This window comes from Algoriphagus sp. Y33, from assembly GCF_014838715.1.
In the GTDB taxonomy this organism is placed as follows: Bacteria; Bacteroidota; Bacteroidia; order Cytophagales; family Cyclobacteriaceae; genus Algoriphagus.
Genome location: NZ_CP061947.1, coordinates 5360542 through 5378073, shown reverse-complemented (window position 1 = coordinate 5378073; position 17532 = coordinate 5360542). Strand labels below are relative to the sequence as shown.

Genomic DNA, 17532 nt, shown 5'->3' with positions numbered 1-17532 from the left:
TGACTTTGTCCTCACAGACCGAAAAATCCTTCACTTCATCATCCCCATCAATCTTTCCACCGCTTCGGTTGCAAACCCCCAGTCGTTGATATGAAAAGGCAAGTTGACAAAAGGTATTTCCGATTTCAAGTTTTTTTGGATGGATTTTGAAAGTGTCTCATTTGATTCAGGATTGTAAAATGCATTTCCTTCAGCATCAATTTGAGACAATCCTTTATCCGGGAAAAGAACTGCTGCTGATCCTTTTGCTTGATTAAGTTTCTTGGCTAAAATTTCCCCAAGTACCTCATTCTCTTCTGCATTTGTCCTCATCAGCGTAACTGTCGGCACCCAACTGTATAATTGGCGGCTATTATATTTCTCAGGCACCGAGTCCAAAGTACCAAAGTTGACCATATCCATACAGCCTGATACGACCACCTGGGGAATTTTCATTTTGCCAGCCGCTTCCAATCTATTTGGTCCAGCGCTGCAAATCCCACCACATAGTTCATCTGCCAATTCAGTAGTTGTAATATCCAAAACACCCACAAAACATCCTTCCATTGTCAGACTTTCCATCGCCTTACCTCCCACTCCGTTTGCATGAAAGGTCATCACTTCATAGCCTTCAGCTTCCAGCAATTGCGTACAATAATCCACGCAGACACTGGTATTTCCAAACATGCTGATTGCTATTCTCCTGATATCTGTGGATTCTTTAGGAAGCTGCACTCGGCTCATGGCAACTAGGGCAGCGGCGGCTTGCTGTATGATAGGTTTGATGATGCTGTTTAGCGCTGCGACATCTACGACCGATGGCATCAGCAGCACATCCTTCACTCCTACAAGCTCTGTAAGATCCTTAGTGGCCAAAGTAGAAATACAGATTTTCGGTAATCCCAAAGGCAAAAACTGCATGGATTTCAGCGTAACGTAAGTTCCGCTGCCTCCTCCCATTCCTATCACCGCATCAAATTTTCTTTGCCTCCACAATTCTTCCAACACCTTTGCCGCGCCCCTACCCATGATTTCCATTGCGTTTCCACGATCATTTTTATCCCGAAGAGCGACCAGATTTGTACCGCCTGCCTCACAGATTTCCTCTGATTCAATGGTTACCGGAAAAAGCTCTGTTGTGCCCAAAACCCCTACATTCACCGTCATAACTTCCGCTCCCTGAGCTATAAGGCATTCTCTTAGAAAAGCGAAGATCTCGCCTTTCGTATCGAAGCAGCCTAGCATCAAGATTTGTGGTTGTTGGGTCATTGTGAGTATTGCCTCGGTCTGTGCCTGTGCGCCGTGGAGCATCTCCACAGACCGAAACATTTAGATATTTAAGCTCTATATTTTGATGTGTTTTTCTTCATATTCCATCACAAACCATAAATCGCAGTGGTCTGCGAGGACACAGACCACGGCGTTGATTTCTTCATCCCGATCTGGGTTTCACAAAACGGGATTTACTACTTTAACTCAAGAAATTTAAAACTCCCTTTCTTCACTTCCAAAACATCGGCTTCATTTCCATTTGATTTAAATTCCAGTTCGATCAGGGCAGTTTTTCTCGGTGAAACCCCCTCATCGGAATGATGTGTATGAAGTACATATCGAAGTTTGCCTTTAGCATCCACAAAGAAATCTCCGTGGCCGGAACCGTTGATACCCGCATCGGCTTTGTCGAAAATCGGATTAGTTGGACTCTTCTTCCATGGCCCCATCGGGCTTTCACTTACTGCATAGCCCACTGCGTAGTCAGGATTACGGAAATCATTGGCTGAATAGATAAAGTAATACAACCCCTCGTGTTTGACAATAGTAGGTCCTTCAGACACCGTCCAGTCTACGTTTTGGGTGTTTTCCCAAGGCTCTTCCGCATGAAAGCAATACGTCAACGTTTCCTCTTTAATGCCTGAGAAATCATCTTTCAGTTCCGCTACAAATAACCTATTCCCTTCTGTCAACCTCACATGATACAGGTACTTTTTCCCATCCGTATCTATGAATACATAAGGATCAATCTGCTTGACTGGAGCCTCCAAATCTTTGATTTCGGCCTGGGTAAATGGTCCCAATGGACTATCGGAAGTTGCGATGGCCATATGTTCATTGGCAGTGTAAGCCATGTAGAATTTCCCCTCCAATTCAAAGACTTGCGGTGCCCAGAATCCTTTGTCCCCATAGGACTCGCCTTTTTTCAAGGCAAATCCATCATTTAACGCTGACTTTTTCCAGGATTTAAGATTTTTGGAAACGTACACTTCAAAGCCTTTATTGCTGTCTTTTCCACTGGTACCGTACAGATAGTAGGTATTATCATGGAAGAATATAGTCGGGTCTGCAAGGAGAATCGGTCCTTTTTCGGGAGCTGAGAAGAAGCTTAGGCTAATCCAAAATGCCGTGATAAGGAGATAGTTTAAGTTCATGGTTTAATGGGTAATGATGTACTTATAAGCTTTTCCAAAGTTTGGAACTTTGGAAAAGCTAGTGATGTCCCGTCTCTAAAAGACCGAAATAGCGATGGTCTGCGGGACACAGACCACGGCTGTAATTTTTATTATATACTTTTCCCTTCGACTTTCATCCCTTCGGCAGACTGGCTGTTCAGGGTGACAAACATTGATATGTCGTTTCAATAAGTAATTAGATATGTCAGTCCGGGCGAAGTCGAGCACCATACTACTAGTTATTCTAGAATTAGAATAAACGACATTATCTATTCCCAAATTGATTCTTATAAAAAGCCAATCCTTCACTTGCCAATTCATCGGCGCTATTCGCTAAGGGTCGCCAGATGCAAGTGGCTTTGGCCATTTCCTTGGACACCGCTCCGAAGGTCTCTATTACCATCGCACCTTCGTAGCCGATTTCATCTAAGGCTCCCTTGATCTCATCCCAAGCCAAATTTCCAGTTCCGGGAGTGCTCCTGTCACTCTCATTTCCCTGCACATGACAAAGCAAGTCCTTGCCAACTTTACGGATGGAAGCAGCGATATTTTTCTCCTCAATATTATTGTGAAAGGTATCAAGCTGGATTTTTAGAAAAGGTGAATTCACGGCTTTTACGATTTCCAGCGCTTGATCCACGGTGTTTACCATATCACTTTCGAAGCGGTTAAGTGGCTCCAAGCCTAAGGTAATCCCATATTCCTCCGCAGTTATACAGGCTTTTTTCAAGTTATCCACACACCAGTCAAATTCCTGTTTCTTTTGCTCTGCTGAAATTGATCGAAGCTTGCCCACAGCCGAATACAGTGGTCCTCCAAAGATAGGACTACCCATTTTCGCTGCGATCTTGATAGAATCCTCGATGTATTGCAGCCCATTTGCACGAATGGAAGGATCCTCACTAGAGATATCACGATCTGCTCCAAATGCACCGCTGATACTGACTTTCAAACCCCATTCGTCAGTGAGCTTTTTTAACGCATCCCAATCTACCAGATCTTTATCCTCCACAGGCACTTCGATGATATCAAAACCCATCTCCTTCACCTTGTGGACAAGGTCAAAAGAATGGGTATCGAAAGGCGATACCCATAAAAATGTACTTACTCCAAATTTCATTTTTGACTAATCAAAGGTTGGTACCTGGATTCTCTCTCCGCCTTTCATGGCAGATTCATGCGCGCAAATACCTGCGCAGGTATAGTTGGCAGCGATAGAAGCATCTACGGCGGAATCACGCCCTTCTACAATAGCAGCGACGAATTCCTGCACCAAATGTGGATGGGAACCTCCATGGCCTGCGCCCTGCAAGAAAGACACATGGTTTGGATCGTCAATGGTCTGCCTTTTTGTGAAGTGCTTGATCGGTTCGATCAGCAACTCGTCTGTGTCCGGCACATCGATTCTGCGGGCATTTTCTCCTCCGTCAAAGATCACATGACTTTCATCTTCCAATTGCTCCCATTCGAAGGACATTTTGGTACCATACACATCATAAGATTCACGGTATTGACGGACTACGTCGAAAAGAGAACGTGTAGCTTCTGCAATTACGTCTGAGTTTTTCAGGGTAAACGTGGCAGTTTCCATCGCAAAAGGTGACCCGTGACGGCTTGCCAAATCCTCGCTCAAGCGACCCGAACCGTGACAAACCACCGTTTCAGCTTTTGTATTGTTGATTCTGAGAAGTGGGGAAATCGCATGTGTACCGTTCAACATCGGTGGGAACCCTTTCCAGTATTCATCCCAACCCGGCATGCTCATATCCTGGATATGCGAACCCCGTACCATCTGAATTCTGCCCAATTGGCCAGTCTCTGCCAAATTCAACCCATACAAAAATTCACGTGTATAAAGAGCCGTTTCCATCATCATATAGACTTTGCCAGACTTCCTTTTCGCATCTACGATCGCTGCGCAATCTTCCTTAGTCATCGCCATTGGAATGGTGCATGCCGTGTGTTTATTGGCATTCAGGGAGGCTAACGTCATTCTGGCATGATCCGGCACAGGCGTCACAATATGAATGGCATCTACATCCTCACGCTTTGGCACATCTTCGAAGTTGGTGAAGCATAGGTCCCGGTCTAGGTTAAACTTCGTAGCCAACTCATCGATTGTCTTTGGGTTCCTTGTACAGATCCCAACCTTTTTGATATTAGGATGCGCTTGGTAAATAGGGATAAACTCTTTGCCGAAGCCAAGTCCGACTATAACTACAGTGATTTGTTTTTGACTCATTTTCGTATTCTTTAGATTATGGTTTTACTGTTGAAAAAGATAGGTTTAATAGGTTGGGCGTTTATTTAGCTACCCATTGTACAGCATTTCGGATAAGCATTTTGTAAGCTTCCAACTCGTGGGAAGCTGCATCATGACCCAGAGCGATTCCGACGATTTTGGCCTTTGGATGCTTCACGATGAAAATGGAAGGAAAAGGATCTGTATCGGTATTACTAGCTTGTGCCAGAATCTCAATTCCAGGACCGGCAGGATCCACTTTGTAATAGTAAAGCTCATCATCCAAGGAGAAATTTTTAGGCATTCCCTTAGTCACAGGGTGCTTTTCGGTCAGGCTCACATTGAAATTCCCATAAGCATTATGGCCTCTGGAGCCCCCGCTGACCATTGTCTTGTTATATTCAGGCCAATCTTCCCAGTTGTACCAAAGAGCAGGATGCGCTAGAACCAGACCTTTTCCAGCTTCTGCGAAAGCAAAAATTGCTTTGCGCGTAGCATCGTCAGCGATAGGCTGATTGTTTGCCAGGAAAAGGACATCCATATCGCCCAAATATTGCAAAATGGTGGACGGATCATCTGTGTAGGTAACTTCCGCCAAGCCATCTTTTTCCAAAGTCTCCACATCCGCGCCTTTGTACCAAGTGTCGAAATCGTGTGATGACCCACCGCCCACCATGAGTACTTTGATAGGCATTTTGAGAGCAGGATTCTCTTTTGCCAATAGGCTTGTTGCCATGCCTAAAACCAGAATCAGGCCCAGGAAAGGAATTTGTGTTTTTTTGAATTTCATATTTTGGGATTAAGGTTTATGTTTTTACTATTTGTGAATGCTGCTCATAGTGGGCATGTCGGAAATAAATTGAGTCTCATTTTTTAAACATGGATCTTAGGTGAGACTTTTCACCTTTTACCACTTAACAGAGATTGCTTCATTCGTTCCTCATTCGCAATGACGCAAGAATTTGCTGACACTGATCACTGAAAATTGATCGTTTTGCTTCCGTCTTCGGTCTCCCGTCTTCCAGCTTTTATTCTTCTACCACCATTATCCCATTCATCATCCGCCAGTGTCCTGGAAATGTGCAGACAAAGGGATAGTTTCCCGGCTTAGCCGGTGCAGTAAAAGTCAATGTGTACAATTCCTGAGGTCCAATCATTTTTGTGGAAAAAAGGACGTCTGGGATCTCCGGTACATAGAACTTCTCAGAAGCCTTTGGATCTCGTAACATCGCATCAGCCGCAGCACCGACTGTGTCCAGCATACCGGGTTTGGTGATCAGCAGATTGTGCTGCATTCCATCAAGATTGTCTATCTCCAGGATGATTTTGTCGCCCGCTTTCACTGTAAAGGTCTCTTGGTCAAACTTCATCATCTCCGGCACGATTTCAAGTAAAATTGTCGTTGCCCTATCCTCTTTATTTCGCTGAATTCTGATGGTATTTCTTGGTTGATAGTTTTCGATACCCAGTGTTGCTTCACAAAGTGCAATTGATCCGGACACATTCGCTTCTCCGGGATCAAACCAATGTCCAAACAACATCATGGCTATCATGGGAAATAAGGTTGCTTTAATCATGGTATTCTTACTTTAATTCCAGTAAAATATTTCTCAGGTTGCCTTCAAAACTGAATTCGTCTTTATAGGCACCTACATTTCTATTTCCCCCGAAGTCACGTCCGGATCTTACACTGGGTGAAAGGTTTCCATTAAATGCGCCGCCGGCTTTTGCAGTTGCCACAGACTTTCCGTCAACCAATATTTCCATTTTGCCGTCTTGAGCAAGAGAAGCCTGCACTTCATAGCTTTCAGGCAATGTTGTATCGGTTACTGCTTTGTGTGATTTGCCGTCTTGTATCACTATCCAGTGCAGCTTGCCTGCTTCCAGATAGAAACTGTAGCCATTGTTGGAATCTCCATGTGCGATGATCACACCAAATGGCTCCTCATCTCTTCTTTGGGAGATTTGTGCGGAAATGGAAATAGCTTTGCCTTTGACCTCAGGAGAATACTGAAGCGTACTTCTTCTTCCCAGTTCATATTTCTCATCTTTCACAGCACTTATTAATCGATTGGTTAAGTCCGTTTTTTCAGTACCTATAGCATCGATAAAGAATTTTCCCTGCTCAGCAGCTGCCGCAAAAATCGCCTTTTGCAACCAGTCATCTTTGGCATTTACAGCATCCAAACTTGCTTCATATAGCATCTTGCCTGCTTCAGCATTTCCGGGTAACTCCGCCAATTTCAATATCGCATGCATCAGCACATTCAGATCCTTGTCTTTCGTTAGCCCTGCTGATTGAATCGCTTGAGTGCTGGCCTGATCATTTGCCAACACAGCGATGGCAGCTTTTCTTACGCCTGATGCAGGATGAGACAAAGCCGCAGTCGCAACTTTCATTGCATCGGCATTTTCTCCATCGAAAGCTCCCAATCCATGCAACGTCCATAAGGCATGTACTGCCGGGCTATTCAATCCGATTTCATCCACTGATTTATCATTGACGATTTTGTACAGCTCACCAAATACCTGTTGATTCCCGGATTCTACCAGCAATCGCTGGGCGGTCATTCTCCAGAACATATTGTCGTTTTTCAAGGCTGCAATCAACGCTTTTGGATCATCCTTGGACAATTTTATAGCCTTACCCTTGTTCCCTTCTTTGTAAACCACGCGGTAGATCCTTCCATGATTGGTATCTCTAAGCTTACTTTGAAAAGCATTGCCCTGTCCATGTGGCTGATCTTCAAATGGCAAAACCATTCTCGATGGAGCCTGACGCTCCACGAAAACATTGTGCTGAATAATGAAATTGTACCAATCAGCTATCCAGACGGCACCATCAGGTCCAACTTCCGCCTGTACCGGCCCAAACCACTCGTCTGAACTTGCAAGCAAATTCCAACCGTCTTTTTCCATAAAACCCGCTCCATTTGGTTCAATGATCGCATTATGAGTGAGACGGATAGTCGGCTCACTGACAAAGGCAATTCTGTTCCAATATTCCTTAGGAAAATCCCTGGCGGTGTAAAGTTTGAATCCAGCTGCGGAAGTAAATCCACCTACTACGTCCACTTGTCTCAGATTTGGGGTCATCGCATGTGCATCGTAGTGCCCGTCTATTTTTTGGATGGATTGGATTTCAAACTCCGGAGAGATTTCATCTTCAGCTGCTTTGGGGAAAGCACGCTGCAAATATTTCGCAGGGATAGAATAATATCCCGCATGTGTATTATTTGCCGTGGACATAAAGACATTGTTGTCTTCGGAGAATCCCAATCCCCAGGTATTATTACTGGAACCGGCTAAGTACTCAAAGTCTTTCCCGTCAGGATCAAATCGGTAGATACCCTGAGAAAAATTCATTTGCTCTCCATTAACAGTTCCGTTGAAGCCAGAATATCCTGTTACTCCCCAAATTTTATTGTCAAAACCGTATTGTAGGTTGGAAGGTCCGGCATGGGTATCGTTTTTGCCCCAACCTGTCATGATCACTTCCTTCACATCTGCCACGTCGTCGCCGTCCGTATCTTTCATCAAGACAAAATCAGGCGCCATGGATACAATCACACCGCCGTTGGCAAACACCATACTCGTTGGGATATTCAGTCCATCAGCAAATACAGTGAATTTATCAGCTTTGCCGTCGCCGTTGGTATCTTCGCAGATTTTGATCCTATCATTGGCTTGGCCATCGGTTTCTTTGAATGTATTCGGATAATCCACCGATTCTACGATCCAAAGCCTTCCTCTTTCGTCCCATGCCATGGCAATAGGATTCTGGATATCAGGCTCAGAAGCGAAAAGTTCTATGGAAAAATCTACCGGCTTCTGAATTAGTTTTTTGGATTCTTCAGGGGCTAAAGCTTCTTGTATTTTTGGCACTTCATACCTAGCTGTGAAATCTGAAATGGTCTCTTCATAGATTGATACATCCGGAATATTCAATGCTGTTACGTTGGCTTTTACCTCATCTCCCATAGCCCAAAAAATACCGTTTTTCACCAATTCCAAAAATCCGGCGTTTTTCCATGTTCTCTCGTCGTGGCCGTAAGCGGTATAGAAAACTCTGCCTTTACCCACATTTCTAACCCAAGTGTACGGCTCCCTGTGATCTCCCTCCACACGCTCCATGAGCACAGTCATATCAGAATTAATCCGCTGATGCACATAGGTTTCATCCCAGGTTGCAAATGGCATAAAACCCTGCATGATCGGATGATCGGATGAGATGGATTCGGCAGTAAACTCGCCTTCCCCATGTGATTCAAATTGTCCTCCGATAGTCTCTATATACCAATCTGAATTCTTAAAACAACCTGCGGCAGAATGAAGAGGGATCAATCCTTTGCCACTTTCCACGAAATTTTTCATGGCCGCTTCCTGCTCTTTGGAAAGTACATCGTGATTGGCATAGATTACCAAACCGTCGTATTTACCCAGATTATCCTTGTTTAGATCTTCAAGTTTCTCTGTATAAGTAATGTTGATGCCGCTTGCAAAAAGAGCCGTGGCGAGCCATGGCGCATACAAACGGGAATTGTGATGCTCACTGGCATGTCCAAGAAAAAGTACTTCTGCCCGTCTCGGTTCCGGACTTACCCTTGAATCGAAAGCAAGGGAGAAGGAATTGTGGCTAAGGAAAATAGTCACAATTAGCAGGCATAACACATTAAAGCATCTACTTAATCGCATGATTAATTCGGTTTATAAGGGTTTATCAAAATGATGTTGATTTAAAGTAAATACTTTGGTTCAACTTAGGCTGTAAAACTACCGATTGACATCGTGTCCGATTAGTCACAAATCTTCAAAAAATAGCAAATTCCCAGCTTTTCGAAGAATTGGATTCTTATAAGGCATTGATTTACAATTACGAGGCATTTATACGCATTTTTTCAGCATTAACCCTTGAAGGGCTCTTTGCTCTAGGTTTATTCAAACCAGCGCACAGACTTACTTCTTAGAACTCACAAGACATCGGACTTTTTGGAAAAATCCTTTGGGAGCTCCCCAAAATGTTTTTGAAAACATTTGGTGAAATAGGAAGGACTGTTGAAGCCTACCATTTCGCTGATCTCGGCAATGCTGTGCAGGCCATCACCGAGAAGCTCCGCAGATCTTTTCAGGCGAACCAGCCGGATATAGCCATTTGGAGTGAGTTCAGAAATACCCTTGATTTTGCGCAGCAAACTTGATTGACTCATGTGCAGTTGATCAGCAAGTTCGGATACGCCAAAAAGCTCATTTTCAATATTTGCCAAAATTGCTTCGTTGATTTTCTTCAGAAATTCCTCATCGGCTTTAGAATGCGCAATGGTATCCGAGTTCACAAGCGGAAGACTGGCAAAGGCTTTCTTAATCTGGTCTCTATGCTGTAGGAGGTTTTTGATTTGTAGATACAGAAACTCCAGTGAAAAAGGCTTCTCCAAATAGACATCAGCCCCCATCTCCAATCCGGTGATCTTTGCATTCATATTGTTTTTGGCAGTGAGAAGTACCACCGGAATATGGCTGGTAGCCAGATCGGATTTAATTCTTTCACAGAGTTTGAAGCCATCCATCTCCGGCATCATAACATCGGAGATCACCAGGTCAATCGGTTCCTTCGCCAGTACGTCGAGTGCCAGCAGACCATTTGCTGCCTTGTGAATAACATATTTGCCTTTTAGTTTTTCCCCCAGAAACTGAAGTAATTCTTTGTTGTCCTCTACCAATAGTATCGCGGGAAGACTTCCTTTTTTCTTAGGTGAAACGGTTTTATCTGCGGATACCTCTGAATCTACAGTAATTTTAACCCCCGTCCCGGTATCATTTTCTTCATCGAAATGTATGGCTTCTTTTTGCTTGACCGGAAGCTCAAGTACAAATCGGTTCAGCTCACTATCACTGGATAGCATAAGAGACCCATGGTGCATTTCGGCAAGAGATTTTGCCAGTGGCAATCCCAAACCGGTACCTTGCTTAGCTTTAGCATGAGAATTATCCCCGATTTGAAAGAAGGGTTCAAAGATTTTTTCAGCCATATCTTTTGGGATGAGATGGCCGTCGTTGGAAATTTCTATTTTGAAGCCGGAAGGATGGTCGGGATCATAGTGCAAGCGAATGTGGATCATGCTCTCGGCATTTTTCAGTGCATTGATCAGCAGATTGCTCAGGATTTTGGTGACAGCTTCTTTATCCACATCTGCAAAAAGTGTAGCCGTGGATTTTTGGATCGTAAAGTTGAGGCCCGACTGACCGGCAGTGACCTTGAACCGGACATATAACTCATCCAAAATTCCGCATATTTCAGTTTTGAGAAAGCTCAGCTTGAAGCCCCGCTGCTCAGTCTTGCGAAAGTCAAGAAGCTGATTGCTTAGATCAATGAGCCTATCAGTATTCTTCTCGATGATCAGAAGGTCATTTTTCACCTCTGGATCGCAGTTTCTATCCTTGCTCAGAATATCTTCGAGCGGGCCTTTGATGAGCGTCAGGGGTGTTCGGATTTCATGCGTGATGTTAGTAAAAAACTCAATTTTAGCTTCGTAGAGTTCTTTTTCTTTTTCGGCTTCCAGTAAATTAATCTGTACCAAATGCCGGTTATTTATCCTGCTTTTATACATGGAAATGAGCCAATAGACGACCAAAATCGTCAGCAACGCATAGAATGCATAGGCCAAGGGGGTGAGATAAAACGGGGGAAGAATGATGATTTTCAGTTGTACCTCCTCATAGGAATCTGTGACGGAATTTTGGGGAGCCCGAACTACCAATGTGTAATCCCCCGGAGGCAGGTAAGAGTACGAAATCGTCTGTGAGTCATTCATCTGTCTCCATTCCTCCTCCAGACCATCCATTCTGTAGGCAAAGTTCCAGCTTTGAGAATTGGTAAAGCCAAGAGATGCTACTTCAAATGTCAGGGAGTTTTGATCATGTTCGAGAATAATCTCATCTGTGAAGACAATGGATTTGGTAAGAATACCTCCATCAGGATCAATGGGGATTTCTTGGTTGAACAGCTCAACTCTTGTAAAGATAAGTTCCGGCTGAAAGTTGGGAGTTTCAATCTTCTCCGGATGAAAGGAAATCAGCCCGCCTTGCGATCCAAAATAAAGTGTTCCGTCTTCAGCTTTGTAGCCGGACCGATAATTAAACGGGCTGGGAATAAGCCCGCTTTTTTCATCATACAAGCGGATAGTCTCCGTGGAAGGATCAAACTGTATCAACCCCTTGTTGGAAGTTATCCACAGCACGCCATGATTGTCCTCTATCAATTTGTAATAAGTACTTGCAGGAAAACCATTCGAGACGCTATAAGTCTTGAACGTTTGATCTTTCTCATTGAATTTGGCAAATCCACCTCCTGTGGTAGCTACCCAAATCGTATGTCGGGAATCTTCGAACACGTCTATAATCGTGTGATGGGGAATACTCCCCTCTTTTGCAGGATCGGGAGTATATTGGGAAATCTCAAATGAGTCCGGATTTAGACGGATCAATCCATCATTGTAAGTACCCGCCCAAATATTTCCATTATGATCTTCCAGAATATTGTAGACAAAATAGTTTTTTAGCTCCTCTACCTTTCGGAATATATCTTCTTCTTGGCCGCTGACAAACATCCCATGGGGAGTACCGAGCCAGACCCGGTCCCTGCTGTCAATAAGTATAGAGAAGACATCATCGCTGGTCAATCCGGCACCCTGTGTCCCCGAATTGATTTTTTTTATTTTGCCTGTTGTCGTATCAATTATATTGAGACCTCCGGTAAAAGTCCCCACCAAGAGTTTGTCTCCTTTTTTAGCTAGTCCGTGTACATTTCTATAAGATAATTGACTATCTAAATCTCCTACCGGCAGATGCTCAAAAATCCCAGTCTGTGGATCAAAGAGGTTAAGACCCGCATCTTCCGTTCCTATCCAGATCCTGCCATCACCGTTTCCTACTATTTCACGCACTCTTCTCCCGCTGATGGTATTGACATTGGTAATGGGATAATATTTTTCGAATTTTACCGGCTGATTTGGAAGGTAATTTACTCCTCCAAAGTAACTCCCAACCCATATTCCTCCTTCGGTATCCTTCCAGAGTGAATAGATTGCATTATTGGCTAAGGAGTAGGGATCATCTGCATTCTCCTGAAGGTGTTGGTACGTTTTGGTGACAAAATCATAAATAAACAATCCCGATTCAGTCCCAATCCCCAACTCATTTTTGCTGAACTGAAACATATCCCGTACAAAAAGCGGAGCCCCGTTTTCATCGTTTAGCAAGAGATCAGTCACCTTTCCACTGCTTTTCTCCATTTTCTTCACACCGGAATTCTTAGTACCAATCAAGATAAAATCTCCCCAGTCCTGTAGTCCTATGATAAAATCTTGCGGAAGTTTCTTCTCATCATCCATATACATGGTAAATGTTTCTGTATCCTCCTGAAAACGTCCTACCCCATTTCCGATAATTGAAATCCACACTACATTATTCTCATCCACTTTGACACTGGAAACATCTCCCCCAGGAATGCTTCCTTTTTTGCCGGGATCATGGCTAAATAGTATAAGCTCTTTCTTCTCAAAATCAAATCTGAAAATGCCGCGATTATTTCCACCTATCCAGATATTTCCAGCCTGATCTTCGGCAAGAGAAGATATAATGCCTGTCGGGAAAGTACCGTTTTCTGTTTTATAAGGCAATGGGGAAAATCTATCCAGTGTCTTGTCATATAAGTAAAGTCCTTCGTCTGTTCCTATCCACAATATTCCGTCACGGTCTTCGTGGATCGCATGCACATAGTCATTTCCCAAGATAGTTGAGGGGGTGCCTTGGGAATCTGTGTTGTAGCTCTTCCACCGGTGTCCATCAAATCGGCTAAGCCCATATTTGGTTCCAAACCACATAAACCCCTGACTATCTTGAAAAATAGAAAAAACAGAATTGTGTGAAAGGCCGGCGTTCACATCATAGTGCCGAAAATAGTAACGCTTCTCTTGGGCAAGTCCCGGGCAGACACTACAGAGCAAAAAGCCCAGGCTTAGTAAACCTGCCAGTAAACTTTTGGACAAGGTCATAGGATTTTGGGTTGTGAATCTGAAATTATCAAAATTCAATTGCCCAACTCAGATTGATTGAAAAATTTACACTCTCTGAAAGATAATTGAAGATTTCTTTTCATTTGCTGACTGAAAAGTTACAAATCATCCCTAATCGATTCTGCTGACCGCAATCGATTGCGAAAGGTTTGAGTCACACAAATGCCAAACCGGTAGAAAATGTAACTCTTTAGGTTTTTTTTAAACCTCCACATACTTTATACGCAAAAAAATAATTAAAAACAGAATTTTATATTGATTTATTCATACTTTATACTCTTTACAGGAAGCATAAAGCGGTATTTCTTTCATTTTTTGAAGCTTTTATAATATAAGCTAGCTGAAGGAGAAATTACATTTATAGACTCGGCAATAAAGTCTTTCCAACAGTAAAATATTTAGCTGCTGAAAGAAGATATTTTACACTAAAACCCAAAAAACCATGAAAAAAAGCCTAACTCCTACCTAGCCAATTCTTGTGGGCCTACGCTTAATCACCTCTGATTAGCGAAGTATTTATTCACTTTCCCTACCTACTTAACAGAGCCTTTTTTAAGGTTCCGGGGAAAATATTGCCATAACCGAAGGCCTATTAATTAACATAATTTCTAACCCAAAATGATTATTTATGAAAAGACTTCTTCTCACGAAATCTAGCCTGCTGTTCATTATAGGAATGCTGACCGCAATTCCATTGATGGCGCAGATAGGCTCCACCATCCAGGGAACAGTACTGGAAGAATCCTCCGGTCAACCTCTGCCCGGCGTGAGTGTCCTAGAGAAAGGGACTACAAATGGTGCCGTCACAGACCTTGACGGTAAATTCGCAATCACACTTAGAAGTGCCAACGCCTCCCTGCGAGTATCTTTTATTGGTTTCAAAACCCAAGAAGTACTAGTGGGCAACCAAACAGAACTTGAGCTCCAGCTGGCAAGCGACCTAGGCAACCTCGATGAGGTAATCGTGGTGGGATATGGCGAACAACAAAAAGAGACCATCACCGGTGCAGTAGCCAATGTGACCAGCCGCGATATAGACAAAGTTCCTTCCGCAACAGTCTCAGGAGCGTTGGCAGGTAAAATGGCCGGGCTTTCTTTCCGTCAGCCTGATGGCCGGCCGGGAGCAGGTGCCTGGCTTCAGATCAGAAATATGGGAACACCGCTCTTTGTAATTGATGGAATCCAAAAGGATGAAGGACAATTCAATAATCTTGCTCCGGGAGATATAGAAAGTATCACCATCCTGAAAGACGCATCGGCAGCAGTGTACGGATCCCGCGCGGCAAACGGCGTAGTGGTGGTAAAAACCAAGCAAGGCAAACGTGGAGAAACTCCCACAATTAATATCAACGGCTATTACGGCTGGCAAAACTGGTCCAGATTTCCCGATGGTGTGAACGCCTACGAGTGGATGCTGGGCAAAGCCGATGCAGATATCAATCAGTTTGGTAATACCAATATCACTGCCGAGGAATTGGAAAAATGGAAGCAGGGCACTGAGTACGGATTTAGGTCTTTTGATTGGAAAGACTTTATCATCAAAGGAAATGCTCCTCAGAGCAATTTCAACGCTTCTGTGTCCGGAGGCTCTGAACGGACGAATTACTATTTATCGGTAACCCGATTTGACCAGAAGGCTGTGTTCTCAGACGAGTTTGAATTCAACAGAACCAATATTCAGTCCAATATCAATACAGACATCACCGACAAGTTCAGAGTTGGTATGCAGATCAATGGACGAATCGAAAACCGAGAAAATCCAGGTGTTCCAGGCGCAGATGACTATTGGCAGCCAAGGTTTGCACTGTTCAGAAATAGACCTACCGAGCGTCCCTATGCCAACGACAATCCGGACTATCCTGCCAACATCAACAACATCGAAACCAACTGGGCACTGTTGAACTACGACCGAACAGGTTTCTATGAAAACAAATGGCAGGTTCTACAGACCAACTTTACGGCAGAGTATGAGATTGTCCCTGATCTGGTAGCAAAGGGGTTGTATTCTTACTATTTGGCGGACAATATGTTCAACACATTCGAATACACTTACGATGTGTATGGCTATAATCCTGAGACAGACGAATATTTCAGGTCTGGCGGAAATGACAATCCTTACCGTGACCGCGGACAGGAAAAGATCATGGAAAATGTATGGCAACTGTCCCTTACTTACAATAAAACCTTTGGCGACAAGCACAACATTTCAGCTTTATTCCTAAACGAGCGGATCGAGCGCACCCGACTTTATAATTTCTTACACTCCGTACCGACCAACAATTTCTTGGACATAATCCGATTTGCTGACACGGACACCTACAATGATGAGCGTCAGGAAGAAGCAAGAATCGGCTATGTAGGACGTGTAAACTATGACTATGCAGGAAAATACCTGTTGGAAGTAGCGGGTCGTGCGGATGCTTCTTGGAAATTTTCTCCTGACAATCGCTGGGGATTCTTCCCGTCAGTGTCTGCGGGGTGGAGGATTTCGGAAGAAGTATTTATGGATGATTTCGCAGCACAGCTGGATTTGGATGAATTGAAGATCAGAGCATCCTATGGCCAGTTGGGCGATGATAATATCAATATGGGAATTGATCGAAATGACCCAAGATTTATCACTCCATTCGATTATCTGACAGGCTATCAGTATGGAGTATCTACGGTGATAGTAGATGGAGAAAATATTCAGGGATCAGTGAACACGGGTCAGCCCATTGATAATCTATCTTGGTTTGTAAGTACAATTACAGATATAGGATTGGATTTCTCTTTTGGCAGTGGAAAAATCACAGGAGCTATAGATTATTTTCAAAGAAAAAGAACAGGTCTGAGAGGAGTGAGAAATGATATTTTTCTGCCTGCAGAACTAGGGTATGGGCTCACCGATGAAAACCTAAACTCTGACTCTAACTCCGGAGCTGAGATCGCCGTAAATTGGAATGGTAAAGTCGGGGACTTGGTATTCAGAATCGGTGCAAATGCATCTTATGCCCGCAGCAAATTCCTAAGCTCCTATAACCCAACCTTCAGCTCTTCTTGGGATCACTACAGAAACTCGGGCGAAAATAGATACAGCGGAATCTTCTGGGGCTATGAAGTCATCGGTCAATTTGAATCCTATGATGCAATCAATGACTACCCGGTGAATATCGATGGTCAAGGAAACAGGACGTTGCTTCCGGGTGATTTCATCTATAAGGACGTAAATGGAGATGGTAAAATCGACGGCTACGATGAACGTCCTATCGGCTACCAATCCGCAGGACAGCCAATCATAAACTTTGGCTTAAACTTTAATTTTCAATACAAAGGATTTGACCTGACCGCCGACTTCTCCGGTGGAGGGATGTACTCCTACAACCAAAATTGGGAAATGCGCTGGCCTTATCAAAACGGAGGTAACCTATTGACAGCCATGTACGATGATCGCTACCACAGAGAAGATATCCTTGATATCAACAGTCCTTGGGTGGCGGGGAAAAACCCTCCACTGAGATTCAATACAGGAGGACACAGTAATTACAACAAGAATTCTACCTGGTGGCTTACCAATGTAAAATACCTGAGAATGAGAACACTAGAAGTCGGCTATACTCTTCCGGAAAAGCTCTTGAACAGATGGAATATGTCCAGAGCTAGAGTGTTTGTGAGCAGCTACAATCTATTTGCGCTTGACAATGTACATCAGTTTGGAATTGACCCTGAAATAGCAGACGAAAACGGCTTGCAATACCCGCAGAACAAAGTGGTGAATGTCGGCTTCAACGTATCATTCTAAATAAACCCGAAC

The 17532-nt window shown here is 43.7% G+C and carries 9 protein-coding genes; 1 reads left to right on the top strand and 8 read right to left on the bottom strand.

What is annotated here, in order from left to right; translation table 11 throughout:
• Positions 1 to 30 precede the first annotated feature (30 nt).
• From ID165_RS21980 to ID165_RS21945, 8 genes are all read right to left on the bottom strand, one after another.
• Complete coding sequence (locus tag ID165_RS21980) at positions 31 to 1308, bottom strand: Tm-1-like ATP-binding domain-containing protein (protein ID WP_225586867.1); 1278 nt, start codon at positions 1306 to 1308, stop codon at positions 31 to 33.
• Between the two features lie 137 nt (positions 1309 to 1445).
• Complete coding sequence (locus tag ID165_RS21975; protein ID WP_192347570.1) at positions 1446 to 2405, bottom strand: glycoside hydrolase family 43 protein; 960 nt, start codon at positions 2403 to 2405, stop codon at positions 1446 to 1448.
• Positions 2406 to 2691: 286 nt separating this feature from the next.
• Positions 2692 to 3546 (bottom strand): sugar phosphate isomerase/epimerase, encoded by an 855-nt coding sequence (locus ID165_RS21970; RefSeq protein WP_192347569.1) that lies wholly within the window; start codon positions 3544 to 3546, stop codon positions 2692 to 2694.
• A gap of 6 nt (positions 3547 to 3552) precedes the next feature.
• Complete coding sequence (locus ID165_RS21965) at positions 3553 to 4668, bottom strand: Gfo/Idh/MocA family protein (RefSeq protein ID WP_192347568.1); 1116 nt, start codon at positions 4666 to 4668, stop codon at positions 3553 to 3555.
• 61 nt (positions 4669 to 4729) lie between these two features.
• Entirely contained in the window at positions 4730 to 5458 is a 729-nt protein-coding gene (locus ID165_RS21960) for a ThuA domain-containing protein (RefSeq protein WP_192347567.1), read from the bottom strand.
• A 238-nt stretch (positions 5459 to 5696) separates the two neighbouring features.
• A complete protein-coding gene (locus ID165_RS21955; RefSeq protein WP_192347566.1) occupies positions 5697 to 6245 on the bottom strand; it encodes a plastocyanin/azurin family copper-binding protein in 549 nt (182 codons plus the stop codon).
• 7 nt (positions 6246 to 6252) lie between these two features.
• A complete protein-coding gene (locus ID165_RS21950; protein WP_192347565.1) occupies positions 6253 to 9363 on the bottom strand; it encodes a PVC-type heme-binding CxxCH protein in 3111 nt (1036 codons plus the stop codon).
• Positions 9364 to 9638: 275 nt separating this feature from the next.
• Complete coding sequence (locus ID165_RS21945; RefSeq protein ID WP_192347564.1) at positions 9639 to 13718, bottom strand: two-component regulator propeller domain-containing protein; 4080 nt, start codon at positions 13716 to 13718, stop codon at positions 9639 to 9641.
• A 649-nt stretch (positions 13719 to 14367) separates the two neighbouring features.
• Between ID165_RS21945 and ID165_RS21940 the strand changes: the two genes are divergently transcribed.
• Positions 14368 to 17520 carry a TonB-dependent receptor gene (locus ID165_RS21940; protein ID WP_192347563.1) on the top strand — a complete coding sequence of 1051 codons (3153 nt, stop codon included), beginning with the start codon at positions 14368 to 14370 and terminating at the stop codon, positions 17518 to 17520.
• Positions 17521 to 17532 lie beyond the last annotated feature (12 nt).

Bases quoted from the DNA above. Each gene is read 5' to 3' on its own strand.
- ID165_RS21980 (WP_225586867.1), bottom strand. From the start codon at position 1,308: ATGTTTCGGTCTGTGGAGATGCTCCACGGCGCACAGGCACAGACCGAG.
- ID165_RS21975 (WP_192347570.1), bottom strand. From the start codon at position 2,405: ATGAACTTAAACTATCTCCTTATCACGGCATTTTGGATTAGCCTAAGC.
- ID165_RS21970 (WP_192347569.1), bottom strand. From the start codon at position 3,546: ATGAAATTTGGAGTAAGTACATTTTTATGGGTATCGCCTTTCGATACC.
- ID165_RS21965 (WP_192347568.1), bottom strand. From the start codon at position 4,668: ATGAGTCAAAAACAAATCACTGTAGTTATAGTCGGACTTGGCTTCGGC.
- ID165_RS21960 (WP_192347567.1), bottom strand. From the start codon at position 5,458: ATGAAATTCAAAAAAACACAAATTCCTTTCCTGGGCCTGATTCTGGTT.
- ID165_RS21955 (WP_192347566.1), bottom strand. From the start codon at position 6,245: ATGATTAAAGCAACCTTATTTCCCATGATAGCCATGATGTTGTTTGGA.
- ID165_RS21950 (WP_192347565.1), bottom strand. From the start codon at position 9,363: ATGCGATTAAGTAGATGCTTTAATGTGTTATGCCTGCTAATTGTGACT.
- ID165_RS21945 (WP_192347564.1), bottom strand. From the start codon at position 13,718: ATGACCTTGTCCAAAAGTTTACTGGCAGGTTTACTAAGCCTGGGCTTT.
- ID165_RS21940 (WP_192347563.1), top strand. From the start codon at position 14,368: ATGAAAAGACTTCTTCTCACGAAATCTAGCCTGCTGTTCATTATAGGA.